The organism is Butyrivibrio sp. XB500-5 (assembly GCF_003625505.1).
Classification (GTDB): domain Bacteria; phylum Bacillota; class Clostridia; order Lachnospirales; family Lachnospiraceae; genus Butyrivibrio.
In genome coordinates, this window is sequence record NZ_RAIS01000003.1 from 316148 (window position 1) to 335183 (window position 19036).

Sequence of the window (19036 nt, forward strand, 5' to 3'; positions counted from 1 at the left end):
AAATTACGCAATAAAATTACAAGTTGAAAATATGTTTCTAACTGCGGCCAGATACTCACCTTTGCTTCTGGCCTTTCTTATTGCCTTCAAACACTTGTCGCTGTCTTCAAAATGACTGTTTATAAATGCCCAGTGCTCGAGCATCTTGAAGATGACGTTTCTGTCCTCATGAATGAAAGTTTCATAACCTAGGTATAGTTTTTCGAGATATTGTTTCAGTTCATCCTTTGTAAGTGTTGTTGAACCGGCCGCAAGGTCTCTTGCGAGCGCAGGGTTTCTGAGCATTCCGCGGCCTATCATAACAGAGCTTATGCCGCCCGGATTATCGCTGTTGCCGGCTCTCGCGCCAAGGCTCTTCATATCGTCGATCAGCCTGTTGTAGTCGTCTATGTTATTTATGTCACCGTTGTAGCAGATATCTGCGCATCCGCCGCATTCTCTGTATATTTCGACGGCTCTTTTGAATGCGTCCGTCTTTGGCTTTCCCTGATAGAAATCCTTCTGAACTCTTGCGTGGATCGTAAGCTCGCTTATTGGATATTTTGCAAACACTTCCATAAGCTTATCGGCTTCTGATTCATCGGTTACGCCGAGTCTTGTTTTTACGGAGAATTTGGGAGAAGCTGACTCTATAGCATTTTCTTTTCCCGAAAAAAGCTCATCGGAAGTGATCTCTTTTAACATGTTATCAAGGTAAGAAATATCGGCAAGAAGACCTGAGCCCTTGTGCTTGGTTACTACGGTCGCGACAGGACAACCAAGGTTTAAGTTTATCTCTTTGTATCCGAGAGTCGCGATCTCTTTTGCCGCCCAGAGGAAGTTCTCTGCGCTGTTTGCAAGGATCTGTGGAATGACAATATCTGTATAATCCGGGAAAACATCGTTGTTTGCGGGGAGAATGTCATTCTTTTCTCTTTTCTTGAATTTATGAGTCTTCGGAGCCGACAAAAAAGGCGTGTAATACTTGGCTATTTCGCCGCCGAACATCGCACGGTGAGTGTTTCTGAGCGTATATTGTGTAATGCCCTCCATTGGGGCAAAGTAAAATTTTGTTGAAGCCATCAGGCGAATTTCTCCTTATTACTTGTTTTCATTCACGGTTATTATGGTATTATATGTGTTAGATGTCAAAACAATATGAGGAATGTGGTATGGATTACAAGTACAATGATGAGAAAAATTCATTGAAGAACGAGATAAAAGATATCGTCGATCTCATACTCGCTGATTACGGGCATGGCAGAGATATCGACAAGATGGATATATTTAACCAGCCTGACAGGGACGCGGTAAAAGATATTGTTATCAAGCTTATCCGTATCATCTATCCCGGCTATTACAGGGATAAGGTGTATAAGAGCTACAATGACAGCAACAGGATCGCAATTGTCATTGAGGATGTTATCTACAATCTCCAGAAGCAGATTGCCATTGCGTTCAGACACAGCGAGGATTATGAGGAGACTTCGGAAGAGACGCTTGATTGCGGAGCAAGACGCATTACACATGAGTTCTTTAAGCAGATTCCCAAGATCAGAGAATATGTGGATACCGACGTGCAGGCTTGCTATGACGGAGATCCCGCTGCTTACAGTAAAGAGGAGATAATTCTTTCATATCCCGGTCTTTTTGCGACAACCGTAAACAGGATCGCGCATGAGTTGTATCTTCTTAAGGTGCCGCTTATTCCGAGAATAATGACTGAGTATGCTCATTCCAAGACGGGAATCGATATTCATCCCGGTGCAACAATGGGCAAGTATCTTATGATAGATCACGGAACAGGTATTGTTATAGGTGAGACGTCTATTATCGGAGAGCACGTTAAGATATATCAGGGCGTTACCATCGGTGGCCTTTCCACAAGAGGAGGACAGGCGCTCAAGGGCAGCAAGAGACATCCTACCATCGAAGACGATGTTACCATCTATTCGGGAGCTTCCATTCTCGGAGGAGAGACTGTTATCGGTAAGGGATCGGTTATCGGAGCTAATGCGTTCATCACTTCTTCGGTTCCCGCTGCAAGCAGAGTCAGCATGAAAAATAACTGAAAAAAATTCTGAAATTTTTTTGCGAAAAGGGCTAAAGAAAAATAATAAATTGTCCGATAAAGGAAATAGCAAGTAGTGTAGCTATTTCCTTTTTTCTCTTCGGAGGTAAATACGTTATGATGAGATCACTTTGGTCAGGTGTGGCCGGTCTTACAACTCACCAACTTGAAATGGATGTTATCGGTAACAATATCGCTAACGTCAATACAACTGCTTATAAATCACAGGCAACCGGATTTGCGGATGTTCTTTATCAGACTGTGAAAAACGGAACAGGTTCGGGCGATACAACCGCTACAACCAATGTTTCACAGGTCGGACTCGGAACCAAGGTTGCATCCATATATACGAACATTTCCAAGTCAGGCTCAATGCAGACAACAGGAAATGCATTCGACCTTATGATCACGGGAGATTCATTCTTCGTGGTTTCTTCTGATGCGAGCACAAATCCTGCGATGCGCAATTTCACAAGAGACGGTGCTTTCACAATTGATGCGGACGGAAATCTCGTTACTCAGAACAACGGATTCTATGTATTCGGTATCATGGGTGACGGAAACATTCCCAGAGGCGGAAACGTTAATCTTACCAATCTCAGACTTATATCCGATGCGACTAAGACCATCGGCGGAACAGCTACATCGGCTTCATACTTTAGCGGCAATATAGACAGTCTCGATAAGGATCTTGAAACCGAAGACGGAAAGACATTGAGAATCGAAGTTTTCGGAAGAGACGGCGAAATCTATACTCTTAAGTATGGTCTTACAGACGGACAAGATGAGGCTGACAACACATTTAAGCTTTCACTTAAGTCAATTCAGAACTCCAATGGAGATCTTATAACAAATACGACAAATGCAAATGTTGACCTTGTTTACAGCAAGAACAACGGAAGACTTGTAAGTGCAAACGGTGCGACTAACGGAATGGTTCATATGGAGTTTGGCGGACAGGCTTCCATGATAGGACCGATTGACATTGATTTTTCCAATACATCGAACTATGCAAGCATCAACGGCAAGCATTCTTCTTCGTTCTACGGATACAGAGGCGATACGCAGGGACTTAATCAGGGTTATGCAAACGGCACTATGACAGGTCTTTCGGTAACCGACAACGGCTCGATATTTGCCAAGTATTCAAACGGTCAGACTGTAAAGATCGCACAGATCGCGGTAGCTGAGTTCAATAATGCGATGGGACTTGAGATGATAGGAGATAACCTCTATGCTCAGTCACTTAACTCCGGAGAAGCAATGATCATGGATATCACCTATGACGGCGGATACATGACTGCGGGAGTTTTGGAATCAAGTAATGTCGACTTGGCAAAAGAGTTCACGGACATGATCACAACACAGAGAGGTTTCCAGGCTAACAGCCGCGTGATCACAACATCCGATGAAATGCTTCAGATCTTGCACGGATTAAAGAGATAAACACTTAGAAATATTAATTTAAAATCATGACAGCCATTTTGAAACTAAGTTTCCGAAATGGCTGTTTTTTAGTGCTATCCCAGTGTTTTTTTGTATTCGCATGCTGTATAATAACTGCACAACTACATAATGACTCACCTTTTTAGACAGCTTAAAATTGTAATGTTGATGAAAAATAACGGAAACTGAAATATTTTTTTCGTAAAAGCGAAACTTTGAATCGCTGATATTTACTGGACTTGAGAAATACGTGGATGGAAACTGTGAACTTTTTGTGAAAAAGTGGTTGTTTTTTTGTGTCCAATGGTTTATATTGATAATCACAACACACATAAACTTTTTTTACACTAATTGTTCCACGGGAAAACTAAGCGTTTAAAGGGCAAAGCCATTGAAAGATGGTGACGCAAAGCTAAAGGGTCTTAATCACATACGTGAAAGACAGCCAGTTGCTGGTGCTAGTTCGTTGGCACCATGAAGGTGACCGGACTGTACTAGCAGACGGTCTTATTTTTTACAATTACGGTACGAAATAAGTTCATGGATGAACAACCGGGAAACCGGAAGTACATGGATAGTAATTCCACAGAGCAACTGGCCACAGAAACTTTGCGATGTCGCTGACAACAAGATTTACTTAAGGTACATGCAAAGCCGAAAGGCCAAATGCATGTACTTTTTTTATTACTACTGACAAGGACGGACTATGGCTGAGGTAAATCTAAAAAAACTTAGCAGATCGGAACTTCTGGAGATGATGATCACATTTTCGGAGGAGGCCGAGGAAGCTAAGAAACACGAAGAAGAACTTAAGGAAGAGCTCGAAAAAGAGAAGCAACAATTGCTCAAGGAAATGGCTGAAGAAAGAGCCGCAATGCTCAAGAGCTTTGATGAAGAGAAGCATCAGATGAGAACCAAGTTCAACGAGCAGAAGGCTGAGATGCAGGCTAAGTTTGAAAAAGACATAAACGGACTTAAGGCCAGACTCACAAGAGAGAAAGAAGAACTTCAGAAGCAAGTTGACGATGCAATGTTTAAGATTGAGAATTCACAGTCTCTTGCAGAAGCTTCAATCCAGCTCGGCGGAATTATGGAAGCCGCTCAGAAATCGGCAGATTTATATGTTGAGACTCTTCAGAAGAGAGCTGAAGCAGAGTACGAGGAATTTATGAAAGAACTCGCACTAGCCAAGAAACATATGCTTGAGAAAGAGCAGGAGATTCTCAAAGCGTGCGAATCCAAGAATACTAACAAAAAATCGTCCGTACAAGGCAGAAAGAAAAAAAGTGACAAAGTAGATGAGTGAAGAGAAAGTATTAAAACCCTCGATCGGAGATCTTAAGAAAGAGCTTAAGAGGGAGAACAGCAAAAGAGAATATAAGAACGTACTCAAAAGAACATTGTTTGTGGTAGTTATCGTGGCAGCACTGGCTGTCCTGATATCAAGCTTTTACATCACGGTACTTAGGGTTACGGGAGACAGCATGACGCCGACTCTTGAAACCGGACAGATCGTGGTAGCGCAGAACAGTTCAACGTTTGAACCCGGAGAACTTATTGCTTTTTACTATAATAATAAGGTTTTGGTAAAAAGAGTTGTAGGATCGCCCGGTGATTGGATAAATATCGACGCCGACGGCAACGTCTCGGTAAATGGGGAACAGCTTGAAGAGCCGTACGCTGAAAAAAGTTTTGATCCAACAGATATTAAATTTCCATACCAGGTACCTGAAAACAGATACTTTGTTTTAGGTGATCACAGGAGTGCTTCTATAGATTCAAGGAGCAGTGTCGTTGGCTGTGTTACAAAAGAACAGCTCATCGGCAAAGTGATCTTCAGAGTCTTCCCGTTCGATGTATCGGGAGGTCTATAACAGCTTTAGTCAGTCATAATGTAACCGCGAAACGTTTTTTACAGGTAAGAGGACCAGAATATGCGCAAGAGTGTTGAAAATCGCGCAGAAAACTACATCAAGAGACATCGCAACTACAGGAAATGGTTAGCTTTTGCACTGTGCATTGCAATGCTTACCGGAACGGTAACTTTGTATGGCCTTAATAAGCCGGCTACGGCCATGACCGAGGATGCGTTTGGGTCAATGGGAATTATTGATACCGCAAGTGATGAGGATGAGCAGAGACTCATCGAAGAAATGTACAATAATGACGATGACGAAAACGGCGATGATGGGGATGAAGTGGCCGGAGGCAATGACAATGGGGACGTAGAGTCAGGCAATCCGGACGATGAAAGCGATGATGAAAGTGACGATGAAAGTGACGATGAAAATGGGGATGACAACAGCGACGACGCTAATGAAAGCAATCCCGATGATATGAATAAAGAAAATGAGTCAGGAGATGATGATCCTGCTTCTTCTGAAGAAGATGATGAGGCAGCTAAAAAGGCTACGCTCGGTGAAGGAGTAAGCGATGAAGCTTCAAGCGAAGATTCTTCCGAATCCGCATCTGATGCTTCAAGCGAGGCTACAACTGCAGCTGCAGATGATGCATCAAGCCTTGAATCAAGCGAGATATCACTTGAGGCTTCCAGCGAAGTTTCTTTGGATGAAAAGGAACTCGAAGAGCTTAAGGATGTTGTTATCACAGTCTATTATGTTGATGCCGAGGGAACAGAGTTCTCTGAGGCAAAAGAACTTTCTATAGAAGATTCTTTTGACATAAAAGAAGATGCAAAGAAATTTGACGGTTATATATATAAGAAGGCACTTCTTGGTGATGAAGAAACAGAGATTGTTTCTATAAATAAGAAGACTAAGGAAGTATCCGTAGAAAAAGAAGAGAACGAAGACAGTGCAGCTTCACTTGCAGAGGTTGAGGATGAAGTTCTTAAGTATGTATATTATGAAGCAGTGACTGAAGAAGGCGAAGAGATCGAGATTACCGAGGATACAGATCTTAAGCTTGTATACGACGAAGTCAACACTCAGGAGAAGTTTGTTGTTTCTGTAGACGGAATGACTGTAACGGTTATTTTGTCCAAGCCCGAAGAATTCCCTAAGGGAATCGAGCTCAACGTTACTCCTCTTGATAAGTTCACAAGCGGATACAACTACGATGCATATATGGATGCCCTTAATGCAAATGCACAGGCAATTGCAGAGGCAGCCGGCAAAGAAGAAGCAATTGAATATGATGAGAGTAACACAATACTCTTTGATATAGCATTCGTACTTGATGAAATCGAGTATGAGCCTAAGGAAGGAACGGTTTCCGTATCTGTTTCATTCGATGACAGCCAGCTCTCTTCCGAAATGGAAACAGAGAAAGAGGAAGACGTAGCTGTTCTTCATCTTCCTATTAAGGATGCGGTTAAGGAAGGCTATGCATCAACAAGTGATGCAACAGGCATTTCCGCAGACGATATCAATGTAGATATCCTTACCGAGAGCGAAGTAAGCCTTGGTGAAGATGCCGATGTCATCAGCTTTACGACATCATCCTTCTCAGTATACAGTGCGATAACATATTCCAAGGATGGATATACATGGGATGGAGGATTGTCCTTTACACCTGAAGATGCTGTTGGACTTCTTGGCGATGCAACATATTTCGGTGCGGTTGCAAAGGAATATGAAGGCGGCGGAGAGCATTACGGACAAGGCCAGCATAGTGAAGCCAATATTGCAGTTGGTAAGATTTCAAAAATTCAGGATTATACTATAGGAAATTCTGAGCTGGTTTACCAATATGTCAATAATTACAATATTACAATTAAGAAGGTTGTAAAGGGACCTAATAAGAGGGGAACATTTAAGTTTGCTCTTTTCTCAGATCCGGAAGGAAAGGTTGAGATTCCTTGTCATAGATTCTACATTACTACAGATGCAACAGGAGTGGGATCATTTACGTTTGATTTTGCGGAGCTTCAAAGCAATAGAGTTTATTCCAAGTTCTATGTATTTGAACTTGATGCCAATGATCGACCTATACCTAACGGAGGAAAGAATGGAAAATATACTGTTCAATATGAGCAAAACGGTATAAAGGGAATTCATGACAGCATCAGCTTATTTACAGACAGCTATGTTGAGGACATGGGTGAATATACCGGTGAACAGGTGCTTCAGAAGGTTGACGGCGCAACTATTTATTATAAGACGGGTGATAATACCTATGAGAGCGTGACTTATGATCATGCATATGCTAGTACGCCGGGACATAATGGAAAAGAATACCATAAAGAAAAATATAATGAACCGTTCCCGATAAGTGTTCAGACAATGCTTGATATTGCGGCAGCTGCTTCTAATAAACTGGCCTACGCCAATAAAGAAGCTTGTAAACGTAATGGAATTGAAGTTATCAATTTGGTACCGGGAGCTGAAAATAGCCAGAATAACGGCGATCCTTCTCTTGTAAACGATCTGACTAAACGTTATATGAAGAGTAATCAGGATAATGCTGCGGTAAACGGTAGAGGAATTGATATCGGCGGAAAATTCCTTCTTCTCAATATTGATCTGACAGGAAGAAGTGATTATTTAATAGACAAAATTACTATTGAGGGAAAAGGAACCGGCGATTGGAGTGATCTTGCCAACAGAATTATTATAAATCCTGTGCAGAGGAAAGGCGGTAACGGTGAGTTTGAACCGTATACAGGAACGCTCCATGTGGATTGTATGTCCGGAGCACTAGTTGCACCGGCTGCAAATGTTATGCTGTCAAGTTCATACAGTGGTACCGTTATTGCCCAAAAGGTTGTAAAAGATTGTGAGATTCATAAGATTGTTTTAAGAAAATATCTTAAAGATTCTGCTTCAACCACAGTTTGTAACGTAGACGATACGGTTGTTCCTTTTGATCTTGAGTTTGAAAAATACGTAGATCAGTATTATGCAGGACCTACAGAGAGCGGTAAGTTTAAATTTACTCTTCGCATGTTTGATGAGAAGCAGGGCTCATGGAAGGTTATCGATAATAACATAACCAATAACGAGTGGCAGATCAAATACAGCTTTAATAATCCTGCGGATTACGGCATGGAGTATGGCGGTGAGAATACCTATTACTTCATGATGACCGAGAATGATACAACAGGCGATTATCTTAAGGATAAGAGCGGACTTCTTGCTAAGGTTAAGTATTATCCCGGCAAGAACGGACAAGCTATAAATGAGATATGTTATTACAGAATAAATGAACAGGAAGTTCAGAGCATATTATCGAGCTTCAGTAAGGGCTACTACAATGACGCTCACAGAATCAGAGAACTTGTAGGATTCTACAACAAGTCACGTAAGCCTTTTGATATCGAGATGTTCAAGTACCTGAACGGAAGTCTTCTTAGCGATAACACTCTTAAGTTCAATTTCTGGATCAGGATGGTCGATGGGAACAGAAATGTTATCGGTACAGACAGAAGAATATTCGGTACAGGCGCGGGTAAGGTGCCTAACTATATCACAAACGTAGGCAGCAGTATCAAGTATACGGTAGATACAAGGGCCAATGCTTGGAACATGGAAGTTGGAAAGACCTACTACTTCATGTTTGTGGAAGGCAATGCCGATAATGGCAACCGTGTTCAGACAACTATCGATAAGGCGATAATGGCAGTCAAAGTCGACTACTATGTCGATCAGACCAATGTGGTTCGTACATATTACAGGATTGCCGATCAGGATGCTATTGATACTATCATTGCAAATAACGCAAGCGTTGTTGATTATTGCACCGATGCCAATTATATAGATCCTGTAAACGCAGGTTTCTATAACAAGACACCTACCAAGATTTCAGTAATCAAGAACTGGAATCAGAACAGTACAGACGATATCTGGGATATCACTGTAGTACTTAAGAGAAGAGTTTCAGGCGGTGAATTCGAAGAAGTTGAGAGATTTGTGATACCTGCTTCCGACTACTACATGAGTGGCGGAATGGCAACATCCAAGGCATACAACTTCGAAGATCTCGAAGCCTTTGATGAAAACGGCAATGCATATGAATATGCAGCCGATGAGTATTACGACAACGGAAGCGAGCTTGTACAGCTCAATCCTCTTAAATATGTCGTATATGATGCGTCAGGAAATGTGATAAACGAATCTTCTGCAAGCGAAGATTCCGTAGGAATCGTTAACGGTTATAAGAATAGCGAGAACAGAACGGATATCGGAGCTGACGGAAGCACAACGATCACACTTACAAATACACCTTACATTAAGCTCAAAAAGGTATGGACACTTGATGGAAATCCTATACCTCCGGCAGAAACAACGGAATTCGGAACGGTATTTGTAAACCTGTACAAGTCATATGATGACGGTTCACTTGAGTTCTTTAAGGGACCTATAGCACTTAGTCCCGGAAATGAATGGACCGCAGAAGTAGCCGTACCTGACAGAGTGAAGTATCACATCGTAGAGTGTGATTCCACAGGTCAGAACGAATACAGAAATGCACCTAAGATTACATACTACGCATTCTTCAAGGATCAGCAGACTGCTATGGATACCAACTGGGAAAATGTCTATGCAGAAGGTATCAATACAATGCTTGAAGTATCCAACGAAAGAAGCGGCAATGTTCTTCCTAAATCAGGAGGAATCGGAGAACTTCCGTATGTGGTTGCGGGAGCGGGAGCAACAGTGATGTCTCTTGTGGGAGCAGGTGCGTGCCTCCTCGGAAAGAGACGCAAGAAGGAGGATGAAGAGTAAGATTCATCTTCGAAGGAAAGGATTTAAAGCAGGGAAGCTTTAAAACAGGTGCTCATTTGCACCGGATACACTATCAACATTACACATTTACAAGGTTCAAAAGAAGGAGAGGAATATGAAAACACTAAGAAAACTCATAATGGGCCTCCTCGTATCGATTATGGTACTTGGAATGGGGGTTACTGCTTTTGCAGCTGCCGGAACTATTACAGTAAAAGGGGCTAAGGAAAAACAGGAATACGATGCATATCGCGTATTTGACTATGTGCCCGCAGATGAGAGTAACGCCGATGCGGGTGGTGTCTACAAGCTTAATCCTGCATTTGCCGGATTCGAGACATATGTATTTAATTACACGGATGAAAACAATAATGCACAGACCGCAAATATGGCTGATTTCTTTAAGATCGGTGACAATGATATCATTGATCCTATCGGACTTAAGGCAGATGCCGATGCAGCTATTTTTGGTAGAGCAGCTGTTGCTTATGCGCTTGCAAACGGTATTTCAGCTGACGGATCAACAACTGCAACTGCAGACGGTGATGCAACAATCAGTGTTCCCGAGTTTGGTTACTATGTAATCAATTCTTCACTTGGTACTGCTGTAGCGGTTGACACAACAACTCCTAACGTTGAGGTTCAGGAAAAGAACAAGATTCCTAATCTTAACAAGGAAGAGACCGGTGCAACAAACGATGCACTTGTATTTACAGACCTTACAGGTGGTGATCACCAGATCGGTGATACTATTGAGTATACAATTACTGCTGAGCTTAAGGTTGGCGGTAAGGGATACGCTATCTATGATGATGTAACTGAAGGACTTACTCTTAACGAGATCACAGATACAAATATTTCATTTGCTCCCGATGATGCAGGACTTACATGGACAATTGATAATTCATATGAAAATCCCGATAACGGAAGAAAGGGCTTTGAGATTAAATTTGACGGCGAGCCCAATAAGGATACTGTTGTAACAGTTACTTATACAGCAGTTTTAAATGAGGACGCTGTTATCAATCCTTCACCTAACATCAACGAAGCTTTCCTTACATATGGTAGAAAAGGAACAGTTATTGAAACACACGATTTCACATATCCTGTAGCAATCAGAAAGACTGCAAAGGGCGATCCTGAAGAGAAGCTTCTTAAGGATGCTAAGTTCCAGATTTTCAGAGAGTTTGATAACTCACAGGTTAAACTTGCAAAGGTTTCAGATACCGAGTACAAGGTTGATCCTAACGGATCAGTAACAGAGTTCACAACTGTTGAGGCTGATAACATTCTTATCACAGGTCTTGCACCTGAGAAGTATGTTCTCGTAGAGACACAGGCTCCTAAGGGATACAATCTTCTTGAAGGCAAGGTTACTGTTGGCGGAACAACTTATGAGCACGCTCAGGAAGTAGTAGTAAACAAGAGCTCTACAGTTGAAGCTGTTCAGGTTGAGAAGGTTGAGGATGGAACAGGCCTTACACTTCCTTCAACAGGTGGAATCGGAACAACAATCTTCTACATTGTTGGCGGTATCCTCATCGTTGCAGGTATTGCATATTTCATCGTTCGCAGAAAGGCTGACGCTGAATAATTCTTATAATCGGTATGAAAAAAATAATAATATAATTTGAATCTTGTTGAATAACATTATTCTTCGGGGGAATGGGGTTCCCCCGAAGAATATATAAGATTCGAAAATACAATAAGGTGAAGAAGTTAGAACTGTCAGATGAAGAAAGGACTAAAAAGAATCTTACCCAACTTAATATTTGGACTGATATTTGTCGTAGGAATCGTGATTTTTCTTTATCCGTCTGTCAGTAACTATATCAATTCAAAAAACCAGAGCCGCGCGATATCCAACTACGAGGATATTGTTCACAATATCCCCAAAGAGGATTATACAAAGATGTGGCAAGAGGCATATGCATATAATGAAGAACTTGCCAAAAAGCCTCTGAATTTTAACCTTGAAGGTGAAGATCTGGATAAATACAACAGCGTTTTGAATGTCACCGGATCGGGTATTATGGGATATATAGAGATTGAGAATATTGGGGTTAATCTTCCTATATATCACAGTACGGAAGAATCAGTATTGCAGGTCGGAATAGGACACTTGGAAGGAACATCTTTTCCGACGGGAACCAAGAGTACACATGCTGTACTTTCGGGACACAGAGGGCTTCCGTCCTCGAAGCTTTTTTCAGACCTCGATCAGATGATCGTTGGTGATACATTTCTTTTACACATATTGGATCAGACTTTTGCATATCAGGTTGATAAGATCAACATTGTTCTCCCAGAGGAGACCAATGACCTGGCAATTGTCGATGGAGAGGAATACGTCACGCTTGTAACTTGCACACCTTATGGTATCAATACTCATAGGCTGCTTGTAAGGGCAAGACGTGTTGATTATAACGAAGAGAGCAGGCTTATAGTACCTGCGGACGCTACCAGATACAGTAATATGGTTGTTGCACCGTTTATAGGTGCACCGATATTGTTAGTTGCATTTATAGTCTTTTTAATTAGGACAAGAAGGCCTAAGAAGGCAAAGGGAGCAAAAGTTTGATAAATGCTCTCAGAGGGATTGTTTATATGAATAAGGTAAAGAGTATCTTTAGCCGAATATTGATCGCGGTTATGGTGCTTACGGCTTCATTGGGGTTGTTTTCCGTTAAGTCGTACGCCAGAAATGCTGTGGACCTTACCAAAAAAGGTTCGCTTTCCGTAACTTACAAATTCGGCGACGACATGCTGTTTGATGGCGTACAATCTCATATTTACAAGATAGGAAGCGTAACAGAGATCGGTGAGTTTGCATTGGATCCTGATTATGCCGGATTAACATCTATTTCTATCAATTCCATTAAGGACCAGGGACAGTGGAAACAGGTTCTTGATGATGTAAGACCGACGGCTGTTTTAAATCATCAGCCTTCATACACTGCGGTTTCACAGAACGGAAAGGCTGTGTTTGCAGGCGTTCAGTTGGGCTTGTATTTGATAGAGACCGAGGATGTTATTAAGGATGATTGTAGATATGTCTTTTCATCGTTTTTGATAACTGTTCCGCAGCTTGGGGATGATGATGAATGGATTTATGATGGTGCTCAGTATATTGCGGAAGCTACAGCTAAATGTGAAAAATTTGATATAAATCGAGAAGTGGAGTTTGAACTTCACAAGAGATGGAATGATTCCGGTAATGAGAATGTAAGACCTACATCCATTTCGGTACTTATAAAAAGAAACGGCGAAGAATATAAGAGAGTAACTCTGAACAGTGGTAACGGTTGGTCTTATTCATGGAAGGATAAGCCCGGATATATTTGGGATTTTGAAGAAACTATAGAGGGTAACAACCCTTATACGGTTTCTGTAAACAAGAATGAAGATGATGACGGACTTATGGTTGTTTATACCATGACCAATACGTATACCAATACGACTCCGCCACCACCGGGACCACCCGGAACTCCTCCCGGAGGACCTCCGAATACTCCTCCCGGACCACCGCAGTTCCCTGACGTTCTCGGAGCGATAAGAGAACTCCCCGCGGTTTTGGGTGCAAGGAGACTTCCTCAGACAGGACAGCTCTGGTGGCCGCTTCCGATTCTTTTGATCGTGGGTATCTTTTTCATAGTCAAAGGAATAAGGAAAAATCATAAAAAAGCTTGATTTTTTACCCCATGAGTATCAAGGCTCATGGGGTATACTAAAATATACAGAGGAAAAATTTATGAAGAAATATTCCGGATACATTTACATAGTTATAGGAGTAATCTTTATATGTGCGGCAGCTTTTTTGGTAAGGCACAACTTTAATGAGAGTGCCGAGGCGGGAGATGCTTCGGATGAATTTCTTGAGGGAGTTGTTGAGCAGATGCCCGGAATGGTTGTTGATAATGATGAATCGGGCGATATGCCTGTTGTTGATGTGGACGGCAGGAGCTTTATCGGAACGGTTGAGGTACCGAGCCTTGGGCTTTTGCTTCCGATCCAGAGTGAATGGGCAAATGAAAATGCCAAAGTATCAGTGTGCAGATATAAGGGCTCTGTTTATGAGAATAATCTTATAATTGCGGGGCATAACTATGTTGAGCATTTCGGCAATCTTAAAAACCTTGCGACGGGTGATGAGATAATAGTGACCGATATGAACGGAAAGAGCTTTTATTTTGAAGTTACCAATCTTGAAACGCTTGGATCTTATGATATTGAAGAGATGGAAGCGGGAGAATGGGATCTGACTCTTTTTACATGTACGATAGGCGGTGCGAACCGTGTTACGGTGCGCTGCGAATCGACGGGGAAGACATCGGAGACGGGAACTGTTCCCGATGTGCTTGATGCGGCTGAAAAGAGTAAACATATAAGGAAAAAATAAAGAACTTATTAAATCGGCTTTTTCGGGATTATCTGAGTTATCGGAGGTCTCATAAAAGCCGATATATTTATATATAAAATCCTTTATTGTTTTTTTATAGAATAGTTAGCACTCTTATGTGGACAGTGCTAATGTTTTAAACTATAATTACAGTACAGAAAGAATCATGAAAGGAGATGATGCGTAGTGATTATAGTAAAAATGAATGACACAACAGTTGAATGCAGCATTGCCGCATCAGAACTTCATGAGATAGGTCTTACACCCGAGGCGGTTATCAATGGTGCGGAGAACACAACATCTTTCTTTGCTCAGCTTGGAAAAGAGGTCGGACAGCAGCTCGACTACAATCCCGAGACGGAAGTTATGATGATGAGCAAGAATATCATGATGGATGGAAGTGTGCGCATTTTCGCCGTTAAGATGACCAACGAGGATATTAAGAAAGCTTCCGAGAGGATTCGCGGAGCGGCACTTACGGTTCTTAATACTCTGACCAAAGAGAAGATTGAGGATATTTTGGCTAAGACGGGCAGAGATAAGGGCGTTGCTTTTAATGAGGTAATTACCAAGGTTTCGGATACGATCAGCAAGATATACGGTCGTGATCAGGAGAATGCTCTTGAAGAGAATGCGGAACCTGAGGCAAGCTATCAGCCTCTTTCCGAATATGCTAAATATATGATGGAATTTGACAATCTTGAGGATGCAGAGAGATTCTCCAAGGTTGTTCAGAAACTTCCGATTGTTGACTCTGTTCTGTACAAGTACGGCGGAATGTATTACCTTATGGCAGGACTTATGTCCGCCAGGGAAGAGATTATCTATGACATGAGAAGAGCGGGAGTTGAGTACTCTGAGATCCTTCTTGTAAATGCTCCCGAAGCAATGTTTATTGAGGAACAGGGCGAGAAGATCATAGATAGTGATGCGATCGTGCACTTGGCAGACCTTACAAGATAATGACATGATGAACGGCAAGATTACTGTATTTAATTTTTCAAGTGTTTATGAAGAAGAGAGCTTTTATCAAGGCGATAAAAGCTCTTGTTTTTGTGGCGGCGGCAAAGAGGCGCTCCTTCTTGATATGAAGGATATCCCCGGTACCAATTGCATGTGCGACGATATTGCAGTTGCTGAGATAAAAGAGAGGATTGCTGTGAATTGCTGCGCCAATAATGAAGGATTGAACGTGGAAAAAGAGACTGATTCCGCGGCACTTCGAGATTTCTTGCATGGCATACATTTCATAGATTCAGGTAACTATCACTATATGTCTTACATTATTTTATCTATGGTAAAAGAGCCTTTTTCTCTGGTTGTCTTTGACCATCACCCCGATATGCAGCCGCCTAAGTTCGGCGATATCTTATCTTGCGGAGGATGGGTGCTTAAGGTCTTGCAGGATAATCCCAATGTGAGAGACGTACATATTATAGGCGCCGATAAAAAGCTTATTTCAGATCTTCCTAAGGAAGATAGAGCCAGAGTTTCTTTTTATACTCTCGATGATATAAAAACAGGACTTCCAAAGACCGAGTATCCTGTTTATCTCTCTGTAGATAAAGATGTAGTAAAAAGAGAAGAACTCATAACCAACTGGGATCAGGGCGAGATGAACGCTGATGATCTACTTGGAAGTATCCGTGAGCTGGCTTCAGATCCCGAAAGAAAGCTTATCGGAATCGATATCTGCGGAGAATGCGCCCCCGATCAGGAAGGTATCGACGTCGGAGCGGCGATAGCCGGGAATGATGAGTTTAATCAAAAAGTGCTTGAAATTCTTAATTAAAAAAGCGGCAGGCTGTGATTTGTTCAGCCTGCCGCTTGTATATTACGCATGTTCCCATTTATAAATAACAGTCTCATACTGTTTTACATCATCAAAAAGTCTTTCTTTTTCTACGAGTCCGTGTTCAAGGACTTCGTCGGCGCATACCGGGTTGTGAAGAATGATCCAGAAAGGATCGGACCTTCTGTACAGTATCCTTCTGAGAACCCTGTTCATTACCTCTTTGTTGAAAGGGTTAAAGAAGTAAAATACATTGAAATTCTCGTATCCGTTGTATCTGCAGGCATCGCCCCTGATGACTTTGACTCTTCGTTGGAGATTGAGCTTTTTCATGTTCTTCTCGGCAATCTTGGCAAGATCCGATGAATACTCAAGTCCTGCGATCTCTCCAAACGGGAAGTAACTTGCATCTCTTAGAAATGCGCCTTTTCCGCATCCGATATCGAGCAATTTCTTGCTGCAATCAACGTCCAAACAATCCAAAATCTCTTCCGCATGCTTATCATCAGTCTTGGAATAACCGTGAAGAACACCCCCGGATTCCTCTATGAGTGATAAGTCACGCATGGTAAAATCAATACCTCTTATTCTTTCCCCAAGGTACTGAACGAGGTATTTTGCATACCTCTTGTACTTATAGTAATTAAACATCTCTTTCCCTCCATTTATTACTTAAGCGTTAATCAATTCTCCTTCCGATAATATATAATCCCCACACCATTATACTAAATAAGCACATATTAATGCAAATCGCTGCAACAAAGTGTTAACAAAAACTCGGCTTAGGTTAATGACATCGATAGTTCCAGCTCTTCTTCATCTTCGACGCCGGTTTCTTTAAAGTTTGCAGCGTGATATAGCTTCAAAGCAGCAGTATTATCCTTATTACAGGTAAGCGCAACCCTGTCGGAATCCCCAAACGGTTTGGATCTGATATAGTCAATTACCTTCCTTAGGGCAGCTCTTCCATAACCTTTCCCTTGATCGTCAGTATCTATCATCATGTGCCAGATATCATATTCCGGAATATCATAGTCATAGATCACCATAACATAACCAACCATTTTATCATCGGTGTATATACCGAAAGGCTGGCACTGCTCCCGATACACATAAGCCTGAGCAAGACTCCGGATAGGATGCGAAACGAACTTATCCTGACCTTCGCCAAGCTTAAGATTAAATGCATCAATAAAGTTTTCTTCAGTTATTTTTCTTAGATTAATCATAAAATCCTCCATAAATGTGTTTACTGTGTAAGAAATAGCCTTGTATGAACATCTATGAAGAATCGGGAATGGGAAATGAGGCGCATCCACAACGGAACGCTTTTTATGATATAAAAATTATAAAGAAATATCCTAATAACATAAAAATGCCGCGGTCAATAAACCGCGGCAACTAAGAACTTTATTTACGACATAACCGAGGTCTTCAATAGATATTCAGATTTTGTAATGATTCTCTTGTTTGTCATAATTGAACACCTCGCTTTCTTTTAGATTATGTAAAGTATCATACATTCTAAGTACAAAATGTGCAACAGGGATTTTGGCTGATAGAGCAAATCGATCGTTGGGGAAATGGCTTGTCTAGTTTAAGAATAAAAAGTCCAAATACCAATGTGTTATGACCACCATCCAAAATGCCTTCAATTTGTAATATGAAGTAGTTATTGTGAAGTAATGAACGCTTATAAAAAACAGTAAGTAATGGGACTTTGAGCAGAGCACTTGGCGAGCACGAGCCGCAGGCGAAGTGAGAGCCTAGTGCGAGCCATGGGTGAACACTTAACGAGCTTTTATGCGAGTTTAGTGTGAATCCCAGAACCCACGCAGCGAAGCTGCTGGGAGAGAGTCCCCTTCCGCACTAAACCAAAAAGGAACCGGTTCAATGAACCGATTCCTTTTGTTTAGTGCGGAAGATGGGACTTGAACCCACACGACATAAACAGTCACAAGATCCTTAGTCTTGCTCGTCTGCCAATTCCGACACTTCCGCATATATGCGCCCCGAAAGGGCTTATGAACTTCACCATTGCACCGGAAAGCTCCAGTGCAGGAGAAGGGACTTGAACCCTCATGTTGTTGCCAACACATGGACCTGAACCATGCGCGTCTGCCATTCCGCCACTCCTGCAAGCAACGTAGTTAATGATACCCACTTTTTCGGGCGCTGTCAAGAGGTTTGAAAGCGTCTGATCAGACATGCGCACTACGCTGCGCATGTCGTGAGAAAGTGATTCAAGGGTGAGGGACGATCTTGCGAAGCAAATTCCGTTATCGTCCCGAATACCATGCTGTTTACAGCATCGTCAACTTATCAACAAAGACGCACAGTTTACCCATAACATCCTTGCTTTCTTTGTAGCTGAACGCCATAACGATTCCACCGATAAAAATAGCGATTCCGATTATGTCGACGAAAAGCACATTTGCGATGATTCCCGCTGCGAAAATAACGCATGCACATACAAAGATTCCCATGGTCACAATGATCTTTCTGAGCATCTCATGCTGGAGTATATCTACATGAAGGCCGATTTCTTCTTTTTCCTGGTCAACTTCTTCCTCGGATAGAACGTCAAAATCAAGCTTTTCAAAGTGTCTTATGTAGTCTCTGAATCTTTTTTCCAAATCATTCACCTCCTTGAATATACGCTG

General features: G+C 41.9%; 15 protein-coding genes, 2 tRNA genes and 1 riboswitch. Of the genes, 11 read left to right on the top strand and 6 right to left on the bottom strand.

Annotated elements, in window-relative coordinates:
- Positions 1–3 precede the first annotated feature (3 nt).
- Positions 4–1062 (bottom strand): tRNA dihydrouridine synthase, encoded by a 1059-nt coding sequence (locus tag D6856_RS07855; protein ID WP_120686440.1) that lies wholly within the window; start codon positions 1060–1062, stop codon positions 4–6.
- 89 nt (positions 1063–1151) lie between these two features.
- On the opposite strand from D6856_RS07855, the gene epsC reads away from it, so the two are divergent.
- The 11 genes from epsC (at position 1152) to D6856_RS07910 (ending at position 16373) form a co-directional block, all read left to right on the top strand.
- Positions 1152–2051, top strand: coding sequence for a serine O-acetyltransferase EpsC (epsC, locus tag D6856_RS07860; protein WP_120686441.1), 900 nt, complete (start codon positions 1152–1154; stop codon positions 2049–2051).
- Between the two features lie 116 nt (positions 2052–2167).
- On the top strand, positions 2168–3496 hold the full coding sequence (locus D6856_RS07865; RefSeq protein ID WP_120686442.1) for a flagellar hook protein FlgE: 1329 nt from the start codon (positions 2168–2170) through the stop codon (positions 3494–3496).
- A gap of 371 nt (positions 3497–3867) precedes the next feature.
- Positions 3868–3953: riboswitch (cyclic di-GMP riboswitch) on the top strand.
- 249 nt (positions 3954–4202) lie between these two features.
- A complete protein-coding gene (locus tag D6856_RS07870; protein WP_120686443.1) occupies positions 4203–4802 on the top strand; it encodes a hypothetical protein in 600 nt (199 codons plus the stop codon).
- Positions 4795–5370, top strand: a complete 576-nt coding sequence (gene lepB, locus D6856_RS07875; RefSeq protein WP_092244577.1) for a signal peptidase I — start codon at positions 4795–4797, stop codon at positions 5368–5370. The genes D6856_RS07870 and lepB overlap by 8 nt, the downstream gene beginning before the upstream one ends.
- 60 nt (positions 5371–5430) lie before the next feature.
- On the top strand, positions 5431–10182 hold the full coding sequence (locus D6856_RS07880) for an LPXTG cell wall anchor domain-containing protein (protein WP_120686444.1): 4752 nt from the start codon (positions 5431–5433) through the stop codon (positions 10180–10182).
- 115 nt (positions 10183–10297) lie between these two features.
- Positions 10298–11776: an isopeptide-forming domain-containing fimbrial protein gene (locus D6856_RS07885; RefSeq protein WP_120686445.1), complete on the top strand. Its 1479-nt coding sequence runs from the start codon at positions 10298–10300 to the stop codon at positions 11774–11776.
- A 138-nt stretch (positions 11777–11914) separates the two neighbouring features.
- Positions 11915–12763 (top strand): class C sortase, encoded by an 849-nt coding sequence (locus D6856_RS07890; RefSeq protein ID WP_120686446.1) that lies wholly within the window; start codon positions 11915–11917, stop codon positions 12761–12763.
- Between the two features lie 26 nt (positions 12764–12789).
- The gene (locus tag D6856_RS07895) at positions 12790–13872 is read left to right on the top strand and encodes a Cna B-type domain-containing protein (protein ID WP_120686447.1); all 1083 of its coding nucleotides are present in this window, start codon (positions 12790–12792) and stop codon (positions 13870–13872) included.
- A 61-nt stretch (positions 13873–13933) separates the two neighbouring features.
- Positions 13934–14581, top strand: coding sequence for a sortase (locus D6856_RS07900; protein ID WP_120686448.1), 648 nt, complete (start codon positions 13934–13936; stop codon positions 14579–14581).
- Between the two features lie 186 nt (positions 14582–14767).
- Positions 14768–15544 carry an adaptor protein MecA gene (locus D6856_RS07905; RefSeq protein WP_143104460.1) on the top strand — a complete coding sequence of 259 codons (777 nt, stop codon included), beginning with the start codon at positions 14768–14770 and terminating at the stop codon, positions 15542–15544.
- Positions 15507–16373, top strand: coding sequence for a hypothetical protein (locus tag D6856_RS07910; RefSeq protein WP_147367816.1), 867 nt, complete (start codon positions 15507–15509; stop codon positions 16371–16373). The genes D6856_RS07905 and D6856_RS07910 overlap by 38 nt, the downstream gene beginning before the upstream one ends.
- A 42-nt stretch (positions 16374–16415) precedes the next feature.
- Here the strand turns inward: D6856_RS07910 and D6856_RS07915 are convergent, their stop codons facing one another.
- From D6856_RS07915 to D6856_RS07935, 5 genes are all read right to left on the bottom strand, one after another.
- Positions 16416–17024 (bottom strand): class I SAM-dependent methyltransferase, encoded by a 609-nt coding sequence (locus tag D6856_RS07915; RefSeq protein ID WP_120686450.1) that lies wholly within the window; start codon positions 17022–17024, stop codon positions 16416–16418.
- Positions 17025–17155: 131 nt separating this feature from the next.
- Positions 17156–17602: a GNAT family N-acetyltransferase gene (locus D6856_RS07920; protein ID WP_120686451.1), complete on the bottom strand. Its 447-nt coding sequence runs from the start codon at positions 17600–17602 to the stop codon at positions 17156–17158.
- A gap of 687 nt (positions 17603–18289) precedes the next feature.
- A tRNA-Leu gene (locus tag D6856_RS07925) sits at positions 18290–18374 on the bottom strand.
- A 55-nt stretch (positions 18375–18429) separates the two neighbouring features.
- A tRNA-Leu gene (locus D6856_RS07930) sits at positions 18430–18512 on the bottom strand.
- Positions 18513–18676: 164 nt separating this feature from the next.
- Positions 18677–19009 carry a hypothetical protein gene (locus D6856_RS07935; protein WP_092244611.1) on the bottom strand — a complete coding sequence of 111 codons (333 nt, stop codon included), beginning with the start codon at positions 19007–19009 and terminating at the stop codon, positions 18677–18679.
- Between the last annotated feature and the right edge of the window lie 27 nt (positions 19010–19036).